This window comes from Intrasporangium mesophilum (assembly GCF_054783095.1).
Window position 1 is genome coordinate 255,049 of the sequence record NZ_BAAGRF010000027.1, and the last position, 16,322, is coordinate 271,370.

Below are 16,322 nucleotides of genomic sequence, written 5' to 3' on the forward strand. Positions count from 1 at the left end.
GTTCCGGGCCGCCATCCACAGAGCCCCCACAGACCCGGCACAGGCCGTGACCGTGCGCAGGGCTTAGGGTCTCTCCTATGAGCACTCCCGCCCGTGCGGACGCCGCCCCCGGGTGGCGGATCGGCAGCCTCGGGGGGACCCCGGTCTATCTCGGACGGTCCTGGCCGCTGCTCGTGCTGCTCATGTTCGGCCTGGTGGCCCCGAGCCTGACCAGCAGCGGGCGCTCGGTCGGTTTCGCCGTCGCCGTCGCCGCCGCAAGCGCGGTCATGCTGCTGGTGTCCGTGCTGGTGCACGAGGCGGCCCACGCGCTTGCCGCAAGGGCGCGCGGCCACGGCGTCGACCGGGTGGTGGCCGACGTGTGGGGCGGTCACACGGTGTACGACACGCGTGGCGTGACGCCGATGTCCACGGCACTCATCGCCGTGGTCGGGCCGGTGTCCAACCTCCTGCTCGCCCTGGTCGCCTGGCTCCTGCAGTCGGTCGTCACGAACCAGCTCGCCAACGGCGTGCTCGACGCGATGACGTACACCAACCTGTTCGTCGGGCTCTACAACCTGCTTCCGGGCCTGCCGCTCGACGGTGGCCAGATCGTCAGCTCGCTCGTGTGGCGCGCTACGGGACGCAAAGGGGCAGGACTCCTCGCCGCCGGCTGGCTCGGACGCCTGGTCGCCATCGGCAGTGTGGTCTGGTTCGTGGGCATCCCGCTGCTGCAGGGCGAACGGCCCACCGTTCTCGCTCTCGTGGTGACCGGCATGATCGGCGTCTTCCTCTGGCGCGGCGCCAACGCCTCGATCCGGTCGGGTGAGATCCACGACGCCACGTCCGGGCCCGCGGACGACGTGCTCGAGCCGCTGGTCGTGGTGCCTTCCTCGACCACCCTCGCGCAGGTCGAGCAGGGGCTTGCCACGGGCGCCTGGTCGCTCGGCGTGGGCACCGAGTCGCCCGGGCGCAGTGGTCCCTGGGTCGCCGCCGCCGACCCGAGCGGGTGGCCGGTCGGGATCGTCGACGACGATGCGGCCAAGGCAGTCCCGTCCTCTGCTCATTCGGCCACGCCGATCTCGGCAGTCACCGTGGCCCAGCCGTCGTCGTGGATCGTCGCCCTGCCGGCAGCCGCCGTGCTCACCGACCTGATCCGGGTGATGAGCGAGCGCGAGCTCGGTCTTGCCGTGGTGATCGACGAGCAGACCCGACACGTGCGCGGCATGGCGACCGCGGAGCGGATCAACGACGTGGTCGGCTCGGAGCTGGCCCGGCGTTCGCGTCGCTGACTGGGCTGTCCACATCCCCGTGGCCCGGGGTCGGGCTTGTCCACATGTTGCCCTCGCGCAACCGGAGACGGCGCGGGAGCGCCCATCGTGGTGCGGACCGACTCCCGAGCACCAGGAGGTACCGATGGCCGCCAGCGCCAGCCGATCCGCACCCAGACCGCCAGAGCAGGAGGCCGTTCGCAACGAGGTGGTCCTGTGGGGGCGCCTGGCTGCGGAGGCACAGGAGCGTGAGCTCCCGAGTGGCGACGTCATCGTCACGCTGCGCGTCGTCGTCCCACGCCGTATGCCATCGAGGGCGCGTGCCGCGACGGCAGGGGCACCCCGGCGCGCCACCGTCGACACGATCGACGTCGTGTGCTGGACCGCGGCCACCAGACGGGCCGCACTGCGGCTCGGTGCCGGCGAGGCCATCGAGATCGGTGGTGCGCTGCGCCGGCGGTTCTTCGGTGGCGCTGTGGGCCGCCAGAGCCGCTACGAGGTCGAGGCTGGTGTCGTGCGCCGGCTGTCGGGACGCGGCTCTCGCGCCTCCTAGACTGTGCTCCCATGAGCGACGTCCCGAAGCCCCACGCCACCGGCGTCGCCCACAACCGCCGTGGGTCGTTCGAGCCCGGTGAGCGGGTGCAGCTGACCGACCCCAAGGGCCGGCTTCACACGATCACCCTCGAGCCCGGGCGTGAGTTCCACACCCATCGTGGGTTCCTACGCCACGACGACCTCATCGGTGCGCCCGACGGCTCCGTCGTGACGAACACGGCCGGTGTCGAGTATCTCGCGCTCCGGCCGTTGCTCAGCGACTACGTCATGTCGATGCCGCGGGGCGCGGCAGTCGTCTATCCCAAGGACTCGGGCCAGATCGTCCAGATGGCCGACATCTTCCCTGGGGCGACCGTCGTCGAGGCGGGTGTCGGCAGCGGCGCCCTGTCGATGTCGCTCCTGCGGGCGATCGGCGAGGAGGGTCGGCTCCTGTCCTTCGAACGGCGCGACGACTTCGCCGAGATCGCCAAGGGCAACGGACGAGCGTTCTTCGGAGGGGACCACCCGGCGTGGACGATCACCGTGGGTGACCTCGTCGACACCCTGCCGCAGGTCACCGATGCCGGGTCCGTGGACCGGGTCGTGCTCGACATGCTCGCGCCGTGGGAGTGCCTCGACGTCGTCGCCGACGCGCTCATCCCCGGCGGAGTCCTGATCTGCTACGTCGCGACCACCACCCAGCTGAGCCGCGTCGCGGAGGGAATGCGCGCGCACGGCGGTTTCACCGAGCCCAGCGCCTGGGAGTCGCTCGTGCGCGGGTGGCACCTCGAGGGGCTCGCCGTGCGCCCACAGCATCGTATGCACGGCCACACGGGCTTCCTCATCACGACCCGGCGCCTCGCACCGGGCGTGGAGCCCCCGGAACGCAAGCGTCGACCCGCCAAGGGTGCCTACGGCCAGGTCGGCGGCCGGCCGGGCGACGCGAGTCCGGACTCCGGCGACTCCGAGGGCGTGGATGCGGCCCAGGTCGCCGTAGTCCCTGGCTCGACGGTCTCGACCGACATCCCCGCCGACGCGTGGACGGCAGAGGCTCTGGGTATGCGCGTCAAGAGCGACAAGACGATCCGGCGCGTGCGTCGATCACTGGCTGAAACGTCCGACGACATCGGCTGATCGCGAGTTAGGGTCGAATCGTCACGTTGTGCGAGTGACGGATGAGGAGGCCGAGATGTCAGACGACGTCCGCAACCAAGGTCCTACCGGTGCCCGGGGGCCCGGTTCCCACGAGTCCGGTGCCCAGGGGGCGGGGGAGCGAGAGCTCTCCGCGCTGCGCGCCGAGGTCGAGTCTCTTCGGGACGCCGCCCGTATGTCACCACAGCGCACGCGTGAGCTCGAGGCACGGCTGGCCCATGTCCAGACGAGCCTGGCGACGCTCTCGACGCAGAACGAGCGCCTCGTGCGCACGCTCAAGGACGCTCGCGAGCAGATCGTCACCCTGAAGAAGGAGGTCGACCGGCTGGCCCAGCCGCCGAGCACGTACGGCTTCGTGGTCGACGCCCCGGAGGACGGCAGCATCGACATCCTCACCGGCGGTCGCAAGATGCGCGTTGCGATCAGCCCTTCGGTCGACCAGGCCGAGCTGGGCCTGGGCCGCGAGGTCATGCTCAACGAGGCTCTCAACGTGGTGTCGGTGCACGGCTATGAGCGCGTCGGCGAGGTGGTCACGGTCAAGGAGCGCCTCGACCAGGACCGTGTGGTCGTGGTCACACACGGCGACGAGGAGAGGGTGTGCCGCCTGGCGAACCCCCTTCTCGCAGAGCGCATCCGAGTTGGTGACTCGCTCGCCCTCGACCCCCGCTCCAACTTCGTGCACGAGGTCATCCCGAAGCTCGAGGTCGAGGAGCTGGTGCTCGAGGAGGTGCCGGACGTCGCCTACGAGGACATCGGCGGCCTCGCCGGGCAGATCGAGCAGATCCGCGACGCGGTCGAGCTGCCGTTCCTGCACCCCGAGCTGTTCAAGGAGCACGCGCTCAAGCCGCCCAAGGGCGTCCTGCTCTACGGGCCGCCCGGCTGCGGCAAGACGCTCATCGCCAAAGCGGTGGCCGCGTCACTGGCTCGCCAGGTGGCCGAGCGCAGCGGCGAGGAACCGACGCGGAGCTACTTCCTCAACATCAAGGGTCCCGAGCTGCTCAACAAGTACGTCGGTGAGACCGAGCGACACATCCGCCTGATCTTCCAGCGGGCTCGCGAGAAGGCTTCCGACGGCACGCCGGTCGTGGTCTTCTTCGACGAGATGGACTCCCTGTTCCGCACCCGCGGCTCCGGGGTGTCCAGTGACGTGGAGACGACGATCGTCCCCCAGCTGCTGGCCGAGATCGACGGCGTGGAGCGGCTCGACAACGTCATCGTCATCGGGGCCTCGAACCGCGAGGACATGATCGACCCGGCGATCCTGCGTCCGGGCCGCCTCGACGCGAAGATCAAGATCGAGCGGCCCGACGCCGAGAGCGCCCGGGACATCTTCAGCAAGTACCTCACCACGTCCCTGCCGCTGCACGAGCACGACCTGTCGGTGCACGGTGGCGACCGCGACGCGACCGTCGAGGCGATGATCACGGCGGCCGTCGAGCGGATGTACTCCGAGATGGAGGAGAACCGGTTCCTCGAGGTCACCTACCAGGGCGGTGACAAGGAGATCCTCTACTTCAAGGACTTCAACTCCGGCGCGATGATCCAGAACATCGTCGACCGGGCCAAGAAGCTGGCGATCAAGGACTTCCTCACGACCGCCCAGAAGGGCATCCGCGTCGAGCACCTGCTGGCCAGCTGTGTCGATGAGTTCAAGGAGAACGAGGACCTGCCCAACACGACCAACCCGGACGACTGGGCCAGGATCAGCGGCAAGAAGGGCGAGCGGATCGTCTACATCCGCACGCTCATCAAGGGCAAGGACGGCACCGAGCCGGGTCGCTCGATCGCGACCGCGAACACCGGCCAGTACCTCTGATCGACTGCACGGAGCACCCACCCGAGCAGGGTGGGTGCTCCCCGGGCCGCTCGAAGGTCGCGCGGCGGCATACCCCTCGGCGGCGCGCTGGGCTCACGTGTCGCCGGGGTCGGCGCCCACTCGCGGTCGCGTGGTGCGCCGGGCGGCAAAGGCTGCGAGCGCCCGCCACCCCAGGAGCAGCAGAGCGAGCACGAGCGCTGCCACGACGACGAAGCTCGGCGCAGTGCCCGAACCGGTGGCGCGGCGAAGGACCATGCCGATGACCAGGGTTGCGAACCACACCGTGATCCCCGGCCCGACGTCGACCGGCCAGCCCTTGCGCAGCGTCCGGACGACGAGCCACCCGACGACCGTGCCGGCGAGGAACGGCCACGCAGTCTGCAGCGACCCGAGGACGGGGTTCGCTTCGGCGTGGCTGGCCCGGCCGATCGCGGCGAACACGATGACCAGCACGACGTCGAGCAGGAACGCCACGACCGGGCGGCGCAGTGCGGCAACGGTTTTCATGAGCAGGCATTCATGAGGGCTGTCACCAGGGGGCCCTGCTCACGCCGACGTCTCGAACGGCAGCCTGGCCTGCGGTGGTGCGTGCATCGGGTCCACGCCCTCGAACAAGGAGCTGATCGACCGGCCGTGATGGATGCGGCTGATCGCCTCGGCGAAGAGTGCCGCGACGGACCGCACTTTGAGCTCGGGCCACCCTTGCGGGGCGGGAACGGTGTCGGTGGTCACGACCTCCGTGACAAATGGGTGTCCCCGCAGCCGTTCGACGGCCTTGCCGGCGAAGAGGCCATGGGTGCAGACGATGGCCGCCTCGGTCGTGCCGGCGTCCTTGAGCCGGTCGAGCAGCTCGAGCATGGAGCCTCCGGTGGCGATCTCGTCGTCGAGGATGATGGCGCGACGGCCGGACACGTCACCGACGATCGACTCGATGACGACCCGGTCGTCGGCCACCCGCTGCTTCGACCCGGCCGCCACGGGCAGCCCGAGGAGCCGCGCGAACTGCGTGGCCACCTTGGCGTTGCCGAGGTCGGGGCTGACGACGACGCCGTTGCGCAGGTCCCGGTCGCGGAAGTGGTCAGCAAGAACCCCGATCGCCGTGAGGTGGTCGACCGGGGTTGAGAAGAAGCCATGGACCTGAGGTGCGTGAAGGGCCATCGTGAGCACCCGATGTGCACCGGCCGTCGAGATCATGTCGGCCACGAGCCGGCCGCCGAGGGAGATGCGCGAGGCGTCCTTCTTGTCCGAGCGGGCGTAGGCGTAGTGCGGCATGACGGCGGTGATCTGCGCCGCCGACGCGCCCCGCGCGGCATCGATCATCAGCAGCAGCTCCATGAGGTGCTCCTGGGTGGGAGGCACGAGCGGCTGGATGAGGTAGACGTCCCGCTGTCGGCAGTTGGCGAGCAGCTGCGCCTGCAGGCAGTCGTTGCTGAAACGCTTGATGTCCACCGGGGACCTCGTCACCCCGAGATGGCCACAGATCCGGTCGGCAAGCGACGGATGCGCGGAACCGCTGAACACGACGACATCGTTCATTCGAGCCATCCCTCTCGAGAAGCGCGTGCGATTCGCAGACTATCCGACCGGGGCACGGTCTGCGCGACCCTCTGGGGCCTCTGTGGACATCCTCCCGTCGGTGTCTCAGGTTCCGCTGAGAGTGTGTCCAGCACGACCTCAGACGCGTCGTAGCGGTACGTTCTGAGCCGACTGAGGCACGATGAGGGCGTGTCAACCGAACACGAGGCAGCGAAGGCGCTCGCCGGACCGCCTTTGAGGGTGGCTGGGGGAGCAGAGGGGAGCGAGGTGCCGGACGCCGAGGGCCCGGACAGGCTGGGCGGATCCGACGAGCGCGACGGCTCGGACCTGCTCGGCTCAGCGCCCGCGCCCGCGGGCCCCAACGAGCCGGGGGACCCAGGCGACCCCGGAAACCCAGACGACCCCGGCCACGCGGACGAAGGCAGCGGTCCGGCACAGCCGGACCTGCCGGTCGAAGTCGTCGAGCCCCCGATCCCGGAGCGTGTCCGTCGCCCCGCGGACGGCGTGCGGCTCGCGGTGGCGGTCGTCCTGCTCGTCGTAGGGCTCCTCGTGGCCGAGCTCGCAGCCGGCACCCGTGGCGCCGTCGAGCAGGACCTCACCGAGGCCACGAGTGGCCTGCCACGCCTGTTGCTGACGCTGCTCGGCTGGGCCAGTGGCATCGGGGTTCTGCTGCTTCCCATCGGCATCGGCGTGGACCTGGTGGTCCGGCGCCGTCCGATGCAGCTCATCCAGGCACTCGGTGCTGCGGTGGTCGCAGGGGTGCTCGTCATCGTTCTGACCGTCCTCGTGTCATCCGGCAACGGCGGTTTCCTCACCGACCTGCTCACCAGGCCCGCGTCCACCGCGACCGGCCGCACCGGCCCGCTCGACATCGTGGTCGTCTCGATGGTGGCGCTGATCACCGTCGCCGACATCTCTGGGCGGAAGTGGATCTCGCCGATCGCGACGATCGTTGTGCTCGCGACACTGGTCACGACGCTGCTCTCGGGTGTGATGACGCTCGCGGCGCTGATCAGCTCGCTGCTGCTGGGCTGGATCGTGGGCCTCGCCTTCCGGCTCGCCTTCGGGGTGACCTCGACGCGGCCGCCGGGCACCGAGGTGGGCCGGGTGCTCGTGGCCACGGGTATGCCGCTTCGCAGGCTCGAGCTCATCGACGCCAACGATGCCGGTGACAGGCGGTATGCCGGCACGACCGACGACGGGCCCGTGGACGTCCACGTCATCGACCGAGACACCTTCGGGCTGGCGTCCGGACGCCGGCTGTTGCGCGTCCTTCGGCTCCGCAGCGGGTTCACCCGGCCCCCGTCGTTCACGCTGCGGGCCGAGCTCGAGCATCGCACCCTGATGGGGCTGCTCCTGCGCGACTCGGGCATCGCGGCGCCGCGACCAGTGGCGGTGAGCGAGGTTGGCGCCTTCTCGGCGGTGATCGCCTACGTGGAGCCGTCGGGGCGGCCGATCGGTGAGGTGGGGGAGGAGGTCACCGACGCCCAGCTCGAGTCGACGTGGCGGATGGCGCAGACCCTGATCCGTCGTCGCGTGGTGCACCGTGCGTTCAGCCCGACGACGGTCCTCGTCGACGACGACGGTGGCGTGGCGCTCGCCCGGCTCGGCAGCGGGGACCTCGCGGCCGACGACATCAGCCTGCGGATCGACCTCGCCCAGCTGCTCACCACGGTCGGTCTCGCGGTCGGGCCCGAGCGCGCCGTCGACTCGGCGGTCGCCGTGCTCGGCGAGGAGGCAGTCGTCCGGGCGGCACCGCTGCTGCAGTCGGTCGCCCTCAGCCCTGACACGCGAGCGGCGATCAAGGGGCACAAGGGAATCCTGGGCGAGCTGCGCGAGCGAGTCGTCGCCCTGCGGCCGTCGAAGGCCGCCGCCGAGCCCATCCAGCTGCGCCGGGTCACGCTGCGCGGCCTGGTCACCCTGGTGGGGGGCGGCGTAGCGGCCTACCTCGTCCTCACCCAGCTGGCGAAGGTGGACTTCGGCCAGGTCATCGTCGGCGCCGACTGGCGCTGGGCCGGGCTGTTGCTGCTCTTCGCGGCCGCCACCTTCGCAGGAGCTTCCGTGGCCCTGGCGGGTGCAGTGGAGATCCACCTGCGCTTCGTCCGGACGTACATGACGCAGCTCGCCGTCGCCTTCAGCGGGCTGGTCGCCCCCGCGGCCGTCGGCAACATCGCCCTCAACACCCGTTACCTGCAGACATCGGGCCTGACGCCGACCGTGGCCGGCGCGAGCGTCGGTGTCGCCCAGGTGGCCCAGTTCTGTTCGTACTTCGCGCTCCTCGTCATCTCCGGTGTCCTTGCCGGCACGGGACCCGCGGTGTCGTTCAGCCCGTCGCCCGTGCTCGTCGCCGCGATCCTCATCGTCGTCATCGTCATCCTCGTGCTGGTGGCCGTGCCACGGGTGCGTGCGCTCATCACGGACCGCGTCATGCCGCAGATCCGCTCGGCGCTGCCACAGGTGCTCCGCGTGCTCCAGCACCCGAAGAAGCTCGTCCAGCTGCTCGGCGGCGCGCTGCTGCTCGACATGTCGTTCGTGGCGGCCCTGGTCTGCGCGACGAGGGCCTTCGGCGCCGAGGCGCCGGTCGCCGCCATCGCGGTCGTCTACTTCGCCGGAGCCATCATCGGGTCTGCCGTGCCGACGCCCGGGGGCCTCGGTGGCATCGAGGCCGCGATGTCTGCGGGCCTGATCGCCATCGGCGTGGACGGCGGCACGGCCGTGTCCGCCGTGCTGCTCTACCGCCTCGCGACGTACTGGCTGCCCATCCCGTTCGGCTGGGTCTCGCTCAACCGGCTCCAGAGGATCGGGGCTATCTGACCTGGGCCGGCCGGCATACGGCATCTGTCCCCGGCTCGCAGCGAGGTCAGCCGGGCAGGCCACGTCCGGGAGGGTCACCATGTGGTGCCGCCGGAGCCGCCCGGCCATCCGCCGGTTATCGTCCTGACCATGACGGTGCGTCGGATCATGGGCCTGGAGACGGAGTACGGCATCTCGGTGCCGGGCGACCCGCTGGCCAACCCGATGTTCCTGTCCGGCCAGGTCGTCAGCGTGTATGCCGCGTCGCAGGGCATCCGATCCAACCAGTCGAGCTGGGACTACGCCTTCGAGGACCCGCTGCGCGACGCCCGCGGGTGGCAGCTCGACCGGCAGACCGCCGATCCGAGCCAGCTGACCGACATCGAGGACCCGACGCTGGCCAACGTCGTGCTGACCAACGGCGCGCGCTACTACGTCGACCACGCGCACCCGGAGTACAGCTCACCCGAGGTCACCCTCCCGCGTGACGCTGTCATCTGGGACCGGGCCGGCGATGCGATCGCGCTGGAGTCGGTGCGGCTGCTCGCCGAGCGCCCGGGGCAGGCGCCGGTCAACCTGTACAAGAACAACGCCGACGGCAAGGGCCAGTCCTACGGCACCCATGAGAACTACCTCATGCCGCGCCGGACGGCCTTCCCCGACATTGTCCGTCACCTCATCCCGTTCTTCGTGACGCGGCAGGTCGTGTGCGGGGCAGGTCGGGTCGGGCTCGGCGTCGACAGCCGCGGAGCGGGGTACCAGATCTCCCAGCGGGCCGACTTCTTCGAGACCGAGGTCGGCCTCGAGACGACCCTCAAGCGACCCATCATCAACACCCGCGACGAGCCGCACGCCGTGGCTGACCGCTACCGCCGTCTGCACGTCATCATCGGCGACGCCAACCACCTCGACGTCGCGTCGCTCCTCAAGACCGGCACCACCTCGCTCGTGCTCGGGATGATCGAGGACGGACACCTCACCGAGGACTGGTCGATCCGGCGCCCCGTCGCGACCCTGCAGGCCGTCTCGCACGACCCGTCGCTCAAGGCGACGTTCGAGCTGACCGATGGCCGCCACGTCTCGGCTCTCGACGTGCAGTGGATGTATCTCGAGGCCGCTCGGGCCTGGCTCGACCGCCGTGGCGACGACCCGGAGCCGGAGGCGACCCGTGAGGTGATGACGTACTGGGAGGACGTCCTGACCCGCCTCGGCACCGATGTCATGTCGTGCGCGCCGATGCTCGACTGGGTCGCCAAGCTCCAGCTTCTCGAGGGCTACCGAGCCCGTGACGGCCTCGCCTGGGACGACCACCGCCTCGCGGCCATCGACATCCAGTGGGCCGACGTGCGACCGGAGAAGGGGCTCGTGCACCGGCTGCGGGACCGAGGGCGCCTGCACGACCTCGTCAGGCCTGAGGAGATCAAGTCGGCCCAGACGACGCCTCCCGAGGACACCCGGGCGTGGTTCCGAGGCACCTGTGTGCGCCGGTTCACCCAGCAGGTCTTCTCGGCCAGCTGGGACTCTGTCGTCTTCGACGTGCCTGGACACGCCAGCCTGCAGCGCGTGCCGATCCTCGAGCCCGAGCGGGGCACGAGAGCGCAGGTCGGCACGCTGCTCGAGGAGAGCCCCGACGTGACGGCGCTGCTTCGGGGTCTGTCCACCCCGGAGTGAGATCCCCTGCGAAGTGAGATCCCCTGCGGACTGAGATGCGGTGCTCTGAGCGGGCGGGCCCACGCGTTAGGGTCAGAGGTGAGAGGTAGTCACACACGTCCTGGGAGGTGGCCATGGCCGGTCAAGAGCACGTCAAGCCGCAGCGTCGCGACGAGGAGCCGCCCGAGGCGCCAGAGACGCCGCCCGCGGCCGGTGCCGCGGTCAAGGAGGGCCTGACCGACGACATCGACAGCGTCCTCGACGAGATCGACGGGGTGCTCGAGTCCAACGCCGAGGAGTTCGTGCGCGGGTTCGTCCAGAAGGGCGGCCAGTGACGAACCACGCCTCGGGGCGTCCCCGACGCCTCGACGACGCCTACCTCGCCGCGGGCTCGTCATCGTTCACGGAGTTCGTCGCGTCCTACCGTCCGGAGGTGCTCCCCACGGGTCGACGCCTTCCCTCGGGCGCCAGCCTCGAGGCCCCGCACGGCACCACCATCGTGGCCATGCTCTACGACGGGGGCGTGATCATGGCGGGTGACCGGCGCGCCACCATGGGCACGCTGATCGCGAACCGGGACATGGAGAAGGTCTTCGTCGCCGACGAGTACAGCGTCGTCGGGATCGCCGGCACGGCCGGCGTCGCGATCGAGCTCGTCCGGCTCTACCAGGTCGAGCTCGAGCACTACGAGAAGATCGAGGGCGCCATCATGTCCCTCGAGGGCAAGGCGAACCGCCTCGCCTCGATGATCCGGGGCAACCTCGCCCTCGCGATGCAGGGCCTGACCGTCGTGCCGACCTACGCCGGGTTCGACCTTGACACCGCGGTCGGGCGGATCTACTCCTACGACGTCACCGGCGGGTGCTACCAGGAGCTCGGGCACCACTCCACGGGCTCGGGCTCGGTCTTCGCGCGCGGGGCGCTCAAGAAGCTCTGGCGGCCCGGCCTCACCGAGCAGCAGGCGGTGGGCGTCGCGATCGAGGCGCTCTACGACGCCGCGGACGACGACTCCGCCACCGGTGGACCCGACCTCGGCAGGCAGATCTGGCCCACCGTGGCTGTCGTCGACCACGCCGGGGCCCGCTTCGTCGACCGCGAGGTCCTGCACACCCATGTGCAGCAGGTGGTCGATGCGCGCCGCGACAACCCCGGAGGTGCGCGATGACGATGCCCTTCTACGTCCCTCCAGAGCAGGTCATGAAGGACCGGGCCGACTTCGCGCGCAAGGGAATTGCTCGCGGTCGCTCGGTCCTCGTGCTCGGCTACGACAAGGGGATCGCCTTCGTCGCTGAGAACCCTTCCCGCGCCCTGCACAAGGTGTCGGAGATCTACGACCGCATCGCGTTCGCCGCGGTCGGCCGGTACAACGAGTTCGAGAGCCTGCGCGTCGCGGGGATCCGGTATGCCGACCTGCGTGGCTACTCATACGACCGCACCGACGTGACCGCGCGGGCCCTGGCCAACACCTACGCCCAGACCCTCGGCGCGATCTTCACCCAGGAGTCCAAACCGTTCGAGATCGAGATCGTGGTCGCCGAGGTCGGCGTCACGAGCGAGGACGACCAGATCTTCCGGCTCACCTATGACGGGTCGGTCGCCGACGAGCAGGGCTTCGTCGCGATGGGCGGCGCGAGCGACGCGGCGGAGGAGCGGCTCGGCACCGCCTGGCGCCCTGGCCTCACGCTCGGTGAGGCGCTCAAGGTCGCTGTCGATGTCCTCGGCGCCGGCGACAACGGCGAGCGACGGGCCCTCGACGCCTCTCAGCTGGAGGTAGCGGTCCTTGACCGCGACCGGCCGCGCCGCTCGTTCCGTCGCATCATCGGCCCGCTGCTCGGCCGGCTGCTCAGCGCCGACGACCCGACGTCCGACGCCCCACCCGTCGACGAGCACCATCCGGGTCATCCCGAGGTCCTCGACGGCGCCACCGACGCCACTGACGCCCCCGGCAGCGACACCGGACCCGACGCCGGCCCCGACTCCGGACCCGGCACCGGGACGGACCGTCCGGGCGACCCCGGCGCCGAGGGCGGGGCGCAGGACCCCGCCTGACGGCATACCCGGCCGACGAGGGGATCAAGGCCCAGGAAATGGAGTATGGCGAAGGCCGCCCACCACGGTGTGGTGGGCGGCCTTCGGTCATCGACCGGATGGGTCAGCCGTGCGCGGCGACCTTCTCGCCCTGCGGGCCACGCTCGTAGTACGACGCCTCGTCGGAGCCGTAGGAGCCGCCCTCGGCCGCCTCGCCCTCGGCGGGCTGCTCAGCCGGCGCCGCCTGCTCGGCCTCCGCGCGCGGGGCCTCCTTGGCGGGCTCCTCGGCCGGTGCCGGGGTGGGCTGGGCGTTCGGGGCAGCCTTGTCGGGCATCACGAGCGACTCCATCAGGCTGCCGCCACCGAGGGTGGCGAGCATCTGGCGGACGTTGCCGAGCTGGGCCGTGATGCTGTCGCGCTGCGCGGTCGTCGCGGCGAGCTCGCGCTCGGACTCCTCGCGGATGCGGCCCGCGTGGTCACGCGCTTCGGACACGATCGTGTCGGCCTGGCTCTGCGAGGTCTCGAGCAGTCGCTCGGCCTTGGAGCGCATCTCCCTGGCGTCGCGCTCGGCGCGCTCGGTGACCTGGCGCAGGCGTCCCTCGGACTCGGCGAGCAGCGACTCCTGCTGAGCCCGGCGCGTCTCGAACTCGTGGTCCGCCGACTCGCGGCGGGCGGCGAGCTTGACCTCGAGCTCCGCGGACGCCGTGGAGGCGCGCAGGCGGTGCGCCTCGAACTCGGCGGCCGCCTCCTGGCGCTGGGCCGCCGTGACGCTCTGCGCCTCGGCGACGATGGCCTGCGCCTCGCGGTTGGCCTGGGCGATGATCCGCACGGCCTCGTCATCGGCGCGCGTGCGGGCCTGCTCTGCGTAGGTGGCGGTCGTGGACTTCAGGTCCGCGGCCGCCCGGTTGGCGCGCTCGCGGATCTCGTCGGCCTCGCCCGTGGCCCCGGCGCGCATGTCGGACGCCTCCTGCTCGGCCAGCATGAGAATCTGGCCGATGCGCTCACCGAGGTCGGCGAAGGTCTGGGCCGGGGCAGCGGACGCGTTCTTCTTGAGGTCGGCCATCGCTCGCGACTGCTGACCGAGCTGTCCCCGCAGGTCGGTCAGCGCTGCGTTGAGCTTGGTCAGCTCGACACTGCGCTCCGCAGCATCCTTCTTCGCTGCCTGAAGGGTTCGGTTCTGCGACTCGATGAAGGCGTCGACCTCCTCGGGCTCGTAACCACGGCGGGAGAACTTGAAGTTGGGTCTGTCGATCATTTCCATCCAATGCAGGGGAGGTGGAGGGCTTTTCGTGAGGGGACAGCCGCCATTGTTGCAGGCCGCATCTGTGTGAGTATCACAGACCTCGGGGCGGCGTCTCGCCCCCATGCAGATCGTCTCGACAACGAGACCTGACACGCCCGAATGCTGGTCTCCCACCCCTCGGACGTCCCGTATGCCGCTTGGAAGGCCCATAATGCCGCCTGGACGGCCCGTGTGCCCGCGAAGCCATGCGGGAGCGCCCGAGGGGTGGGGACTGGATGCCCACGTCCCTCAGGGCGCCCTACAGGTGATGCCGCCCGGTCAGTGCAGGCGGACCCGTGGGTCGAGGACGGCATACAGGATGTCGACGATGATGTTCGCGACCACGACGGCCAGGGACGCGAACAGCACGATCCCGATGATGACCGGCAGGTCCTGCTGGTTGATCGCGTCGATGGCCGTCTTGCCCAGGCCCGGCAGTGAGAACACCGTCTCCGTCACGACGACGCCGCCGAGGAGCGCACCGACGTCGATGCCGAACTGCGTGACGATGGGGGTCATCGCGGCCCGGAGGGCGTGGCGGGTGATGACGCGGTTCTCCCCGATGCCCTTGGAGCGGGCCGTACGGACGTAGTCCTCACCGAGGACGTCGAGCATCGAGGCTCGGGTCAGGCGCGTGTACGTCGCCGCGGAGACCAGGGCCAGGGTCAGCCAGGGAAGGACCATGTGAATGAACCACTGGGTGGGGTCCTCGGAAAACGGTATGTAGCCACCTGGCGGGAAGATCGCGAACCCGGCCAGGGTCAGCCGGAAGTACAGGAAGTACAGCAGCAGCAGGCCCAGCAGGAAGGTCGGCATGGAGTAGAACAGCAGGCTCGTCGCCGTCAGCGAGCGGTCCAGGAACGAGCGGGGCCGCACCGCCGAGAGGACGCCGTTGGTGACACCGAGCACGAGCCAGATGATGGCGCCGCCGATGACGACGGACAGCGTGATCGGCAGGGCCGCAGCGATGATCTGCGTGACGGGCTGCTGGTGGTAGTAGTCGTAGCCCAGGTCGCCATGCAGCAGGTTGCCGAGGAAGTCGAGGTACTGCCTCCATACCGGCTGGTCCAGGCCCAGCCGGTGCGAGATCAGGGCCACGGTCTCGGGGGTTGCCTGCCGGCCCGCGAGGGTACGGGCGACGTCGTTGGGTGCGATGAAGAACAGCGCGAACACCGCGACGGTGATCAGCCACATGACGAGGATCCCGAGGGCGATGCGGCGGATGAGGAATCGGGACACGGGAGCCTCCTACTCGGCGAGGATCTTCTCGTCGGCCAGGACGACCGCCTCGGACTCCGTCTCGGCGGTCATCCGGTCGCTGCGCGGGTCGAACGCGTCCCGGACGCCGTCACCGAAGAGGTTGAAGGCGAGCGTCGTGATGAGCAGAGCAAGTCCGGGGAAGACGACGAACCACCAGGCGACCGTGTAGTAGTTCTGCGAGTCGCTGATCATCCCGCCCCAGTCGGCGGTGGGCGGCGGGAGCCCGAGGCCGAGGAAGCTCAGAGTCGCCTCGACGACGATGACCACCGGGATGAGCAGTGACGCGTAGACGATGACCGGCGCGAGGATGTTGGGCAGGATGTCCACGAACATGATGCGGTTATCCGAGGCGCCGAGCGACCTTGCGGCTTCGACGAACTCACGTTCTCTGAGGGACAGGACCTGCCCTCTGACGATACGGGCGACCGAGGCCCAGCTGAAGAAGCCGATGACGAGCACCGTGACGAGCAGGCTGGGGCCGGTGATCGAGACCAGCGCAACGGCCACCAGGATGAACGGGATAGACAGCACCACGTCGATGAGACGCGCCAGCAGGGTGTCGACGAGGCCGCCGAGGAAGCCTGCGGCGAGACCGACGATGACCCCGATGACGACGGTCAGCGCCGTCGCCGCCACACCGACGAGCAGGGAAATCCTTGCCCCATAAGCGATTCGAACAAGAATGTCACGGCCAAGGTCGTCCGTCCCGAGCCAGAACTCCTTCGAGGGGGGCGTTGGCAGCCCGTCCGCGGTGAGGCCGGTCTGGCGGTACTGCTCGTTGACCGGGTGGCCCGTGATCGCGGCGAACACCGGCGCGAAGATCGCCATGAGCAGGATCAGGAAGATGACGATCAGGGAGATCATCGCGACGCGATCGCGCCGCAGCCGTTGCCAGGCGAGCAGCCAGGGGCTGCGCCCCTCGATGCCCTTCTGGCCGGTCTCGCCGGCGCCACCGGGGGCAACCTGTCCCTCGGCCGTGGCCTCGGGGGTCCCCGCGCCGGATGACGTCGAGGTCGGAATCATG

The 16,322-nt window shown here is 70.0% G+C and carries 14 protein-coding genes; 9 read left to right on the plus strand and 5 right to left on the minus strand.

Annotated elements, in window-relative coordinates:
* Positions 1-77 precede the first annotated feature (77 nt).
* The 4 genes from ACYVLP_RS19430 to arc all read left to right on the plus strand — a co-directional run bounded on the left by ACYVLP_RS19430 (position 78) and on the right by arc (position 4,749).
* A complete protein-coding gene (locus tag ACYVLP_RS19430; protein ID WP_452269442.1) occupies positions 78-1,268 on the plus strand; it encodes a site-2 protease family protein in 1,191 nt (396 codons plus the stop codon).
* A gap of 124 nt (positions 1,269-1,392) precedes the next feature.
* Positions 1,393-1,800 (plus strand): single-stranded DNA-binding protein, encoded by a 408-nt coding sequence (locus tag ACYVLP_RS19435; RefSeq protein WP_460628967.1) that lies wholly within the window; start codon positions 1,393-1,395, stop codon positions 1,798-1,800.
* Between the two features lie 11 nt (positions 1,801-1,811).
* Positions 1,812-2,915: a tRNA (adenine-N1)-methyltransferase gene (locus ACYVLP_RS19440; protein WP_460628968.1), complete on the plus strand. Its 1,104-nt coding sequence runs from the start codon at positions 1,812-1,814 to the stop codon at positions 2,913-2,915.
* Between the two features lie 55 nt (positions 2,916-2,970).
* The gene (gene arc / locus ACYVLP_RS19445) at positions 2,971-4,749 is read left to right on the plus strand and encodes a proteasome ATPase (protein WP_460628969.1); all 1,779 of its coding nucleotides are present in this window, start codon (positions 2,971-2,973) and stop codon (positions 4,747-4,749) included.
* A gap of 93 nt (positions 4,750-4,842) precedes the next feature.
* On the opposite strand, the gene ACYVLP_RS19450 is transcribed toward arc, so the two are convergent.
* Positions 4,843-5,256 (minus strand): DUF3054 domain-containing protein, encoded by a 414-nt coding sequence (locus ACYVLP_RS19450; RefSeq protein WP_460628970.1) that lies wholly within the window; start codon positions 5,254-5,256, stop codon positions 4,843-4,845.
* 39 nt (positions 5,257-5,295) lie between these two features.
* The gene (locus ACYVLP_RS19455; RefSeq protein ID WP_460628971.1) at positions 5,296-6,285 is read right to left on the minus strand and encodes a ribose-phosphate diphosphokinase; all 990 of its coding nucleotides are present in this window, start codon (positions 6,283-6,285) and stop codon (positions 5,296-5,298) included.
* 189 nt (positions 6,286-6,474) lie between these two features.
* Here ACYVLP_RS19455 and ACYVLP_RS19460 point away from each other — a divergent pair, with 189 nt between their 5' ends.
* The 5 genes from ACYVLP_RS19460 (at position 6,475) to prcA (ending at position 12,777) form a co-directional block, all read left to right on the plus strand.
* On the plus strand, positions 6,475-9,099 hold the full coding sequence (locus tag ACYVLP_RS19460; RefSeq protein ID WP_460628972.1) for a lysylphosphatidylglycerol synthase domain-containing protein: 2,625 nt from the start codon (positions 6,475-6,477) through the stop codon (positions 9,097-9,099).
* A gap of 129 nt (positions 9,100-9,228) precedes the next feature.
* Entirely contained in the window at positions 9,229-10,749 is a 1,521-nt protein-coding gene (gene dop, locus ACYVLP_RS19465) for a depupylase/deamidase Dop (RefSeq protein WP_460628973.1), read from the plus strand.
* Positions 10,750-10,862: 113 nt separating this feature from the next.
* The gene (locus tag ACYVLP_RS19470; protein WP_460628974.1) at positions 10,863-11,063 is read left to right on the plus strand and encodes a ubiquitin-like protein Pup; all 201 of its coding nucleotides are present in this window, start codon (positions 10,863-10,865) and stop codon (positions 11,061-11,063) included.
* Positions 11,060-11,893 carry a proteasome subunit beta gene (prcB, locus tag ACYVLP_RS19475; protein ID WP_460628975.1) on the plus strand — a complete coding sequence of 278 codons (834 nt, stop codon included), beginning with the start codon at positions 11,060-11,062 and terminating at the stop codon, positions 11,891-11,893. The genes ACYVLP_RS19470 and prcB overlap by 4 nt, the downstream gene beginning before the upstream one ends.
* Positions 11,890-12,777: a proteasome subunit alpha gene (gene prcA / locus ACYVLP_RS19480; RefSeq protein WP_460628976.1), complete on the plus strand. Its 888-nt coding sequence runs from the start codon at positions 11,890-11,892 to the stop codon at positions 12,775-12,777. Before prcB ends, prcA begins: the two co-directional genes overlap by 4 nt.
* Positions 12,778-12,880: 103 nt before the next feature.
* Here the strand turns inward: prcA and ACYVLP_RS19485 are convergent, their stop codons facing one another.
* From ACYVLP_RS19485 to ACYVLP_RS19495, 3 genes are all read right to left on the minus strand, one after another.
* Positions 12,881-14,011 (minus strand): hypothetical protein, encoded by a 1,131-nt coding sequence (locus tag ACYVLP_RS19485; RefSeq protein ID WP_460628977.1) that lies wholly within the window; start codon positions 14,009-14,011, stop codon positions 12,881-12,883.
* 306 nt (positions 14,012-14,317) lie between these two features.
* Complete coding sequence (locus tag ACYVLP_RS19490) at positions 14,318-15,277, minus strand: ABC transporter permease (RefSeq protein ID WP_460628978.1); 960 nt, start codon at positions 15,275-15,277, stop codon at positions 14,318-14,320.
* Between the two features lie 9 nt (positions 15,278-15,286).
* Positions 15,287-16,321: an ABC transporter permease gene (locus ACYVLP_RS19495; protein WP_460629061.1), complete on the minus strand. Its 1,035-nt coding sequence runs from the start codon at positions 16,319-16,321 to the stop codon at positions 15,287-15,289.
* Position 16,322 lies beyond the last annotated feature (1 nt).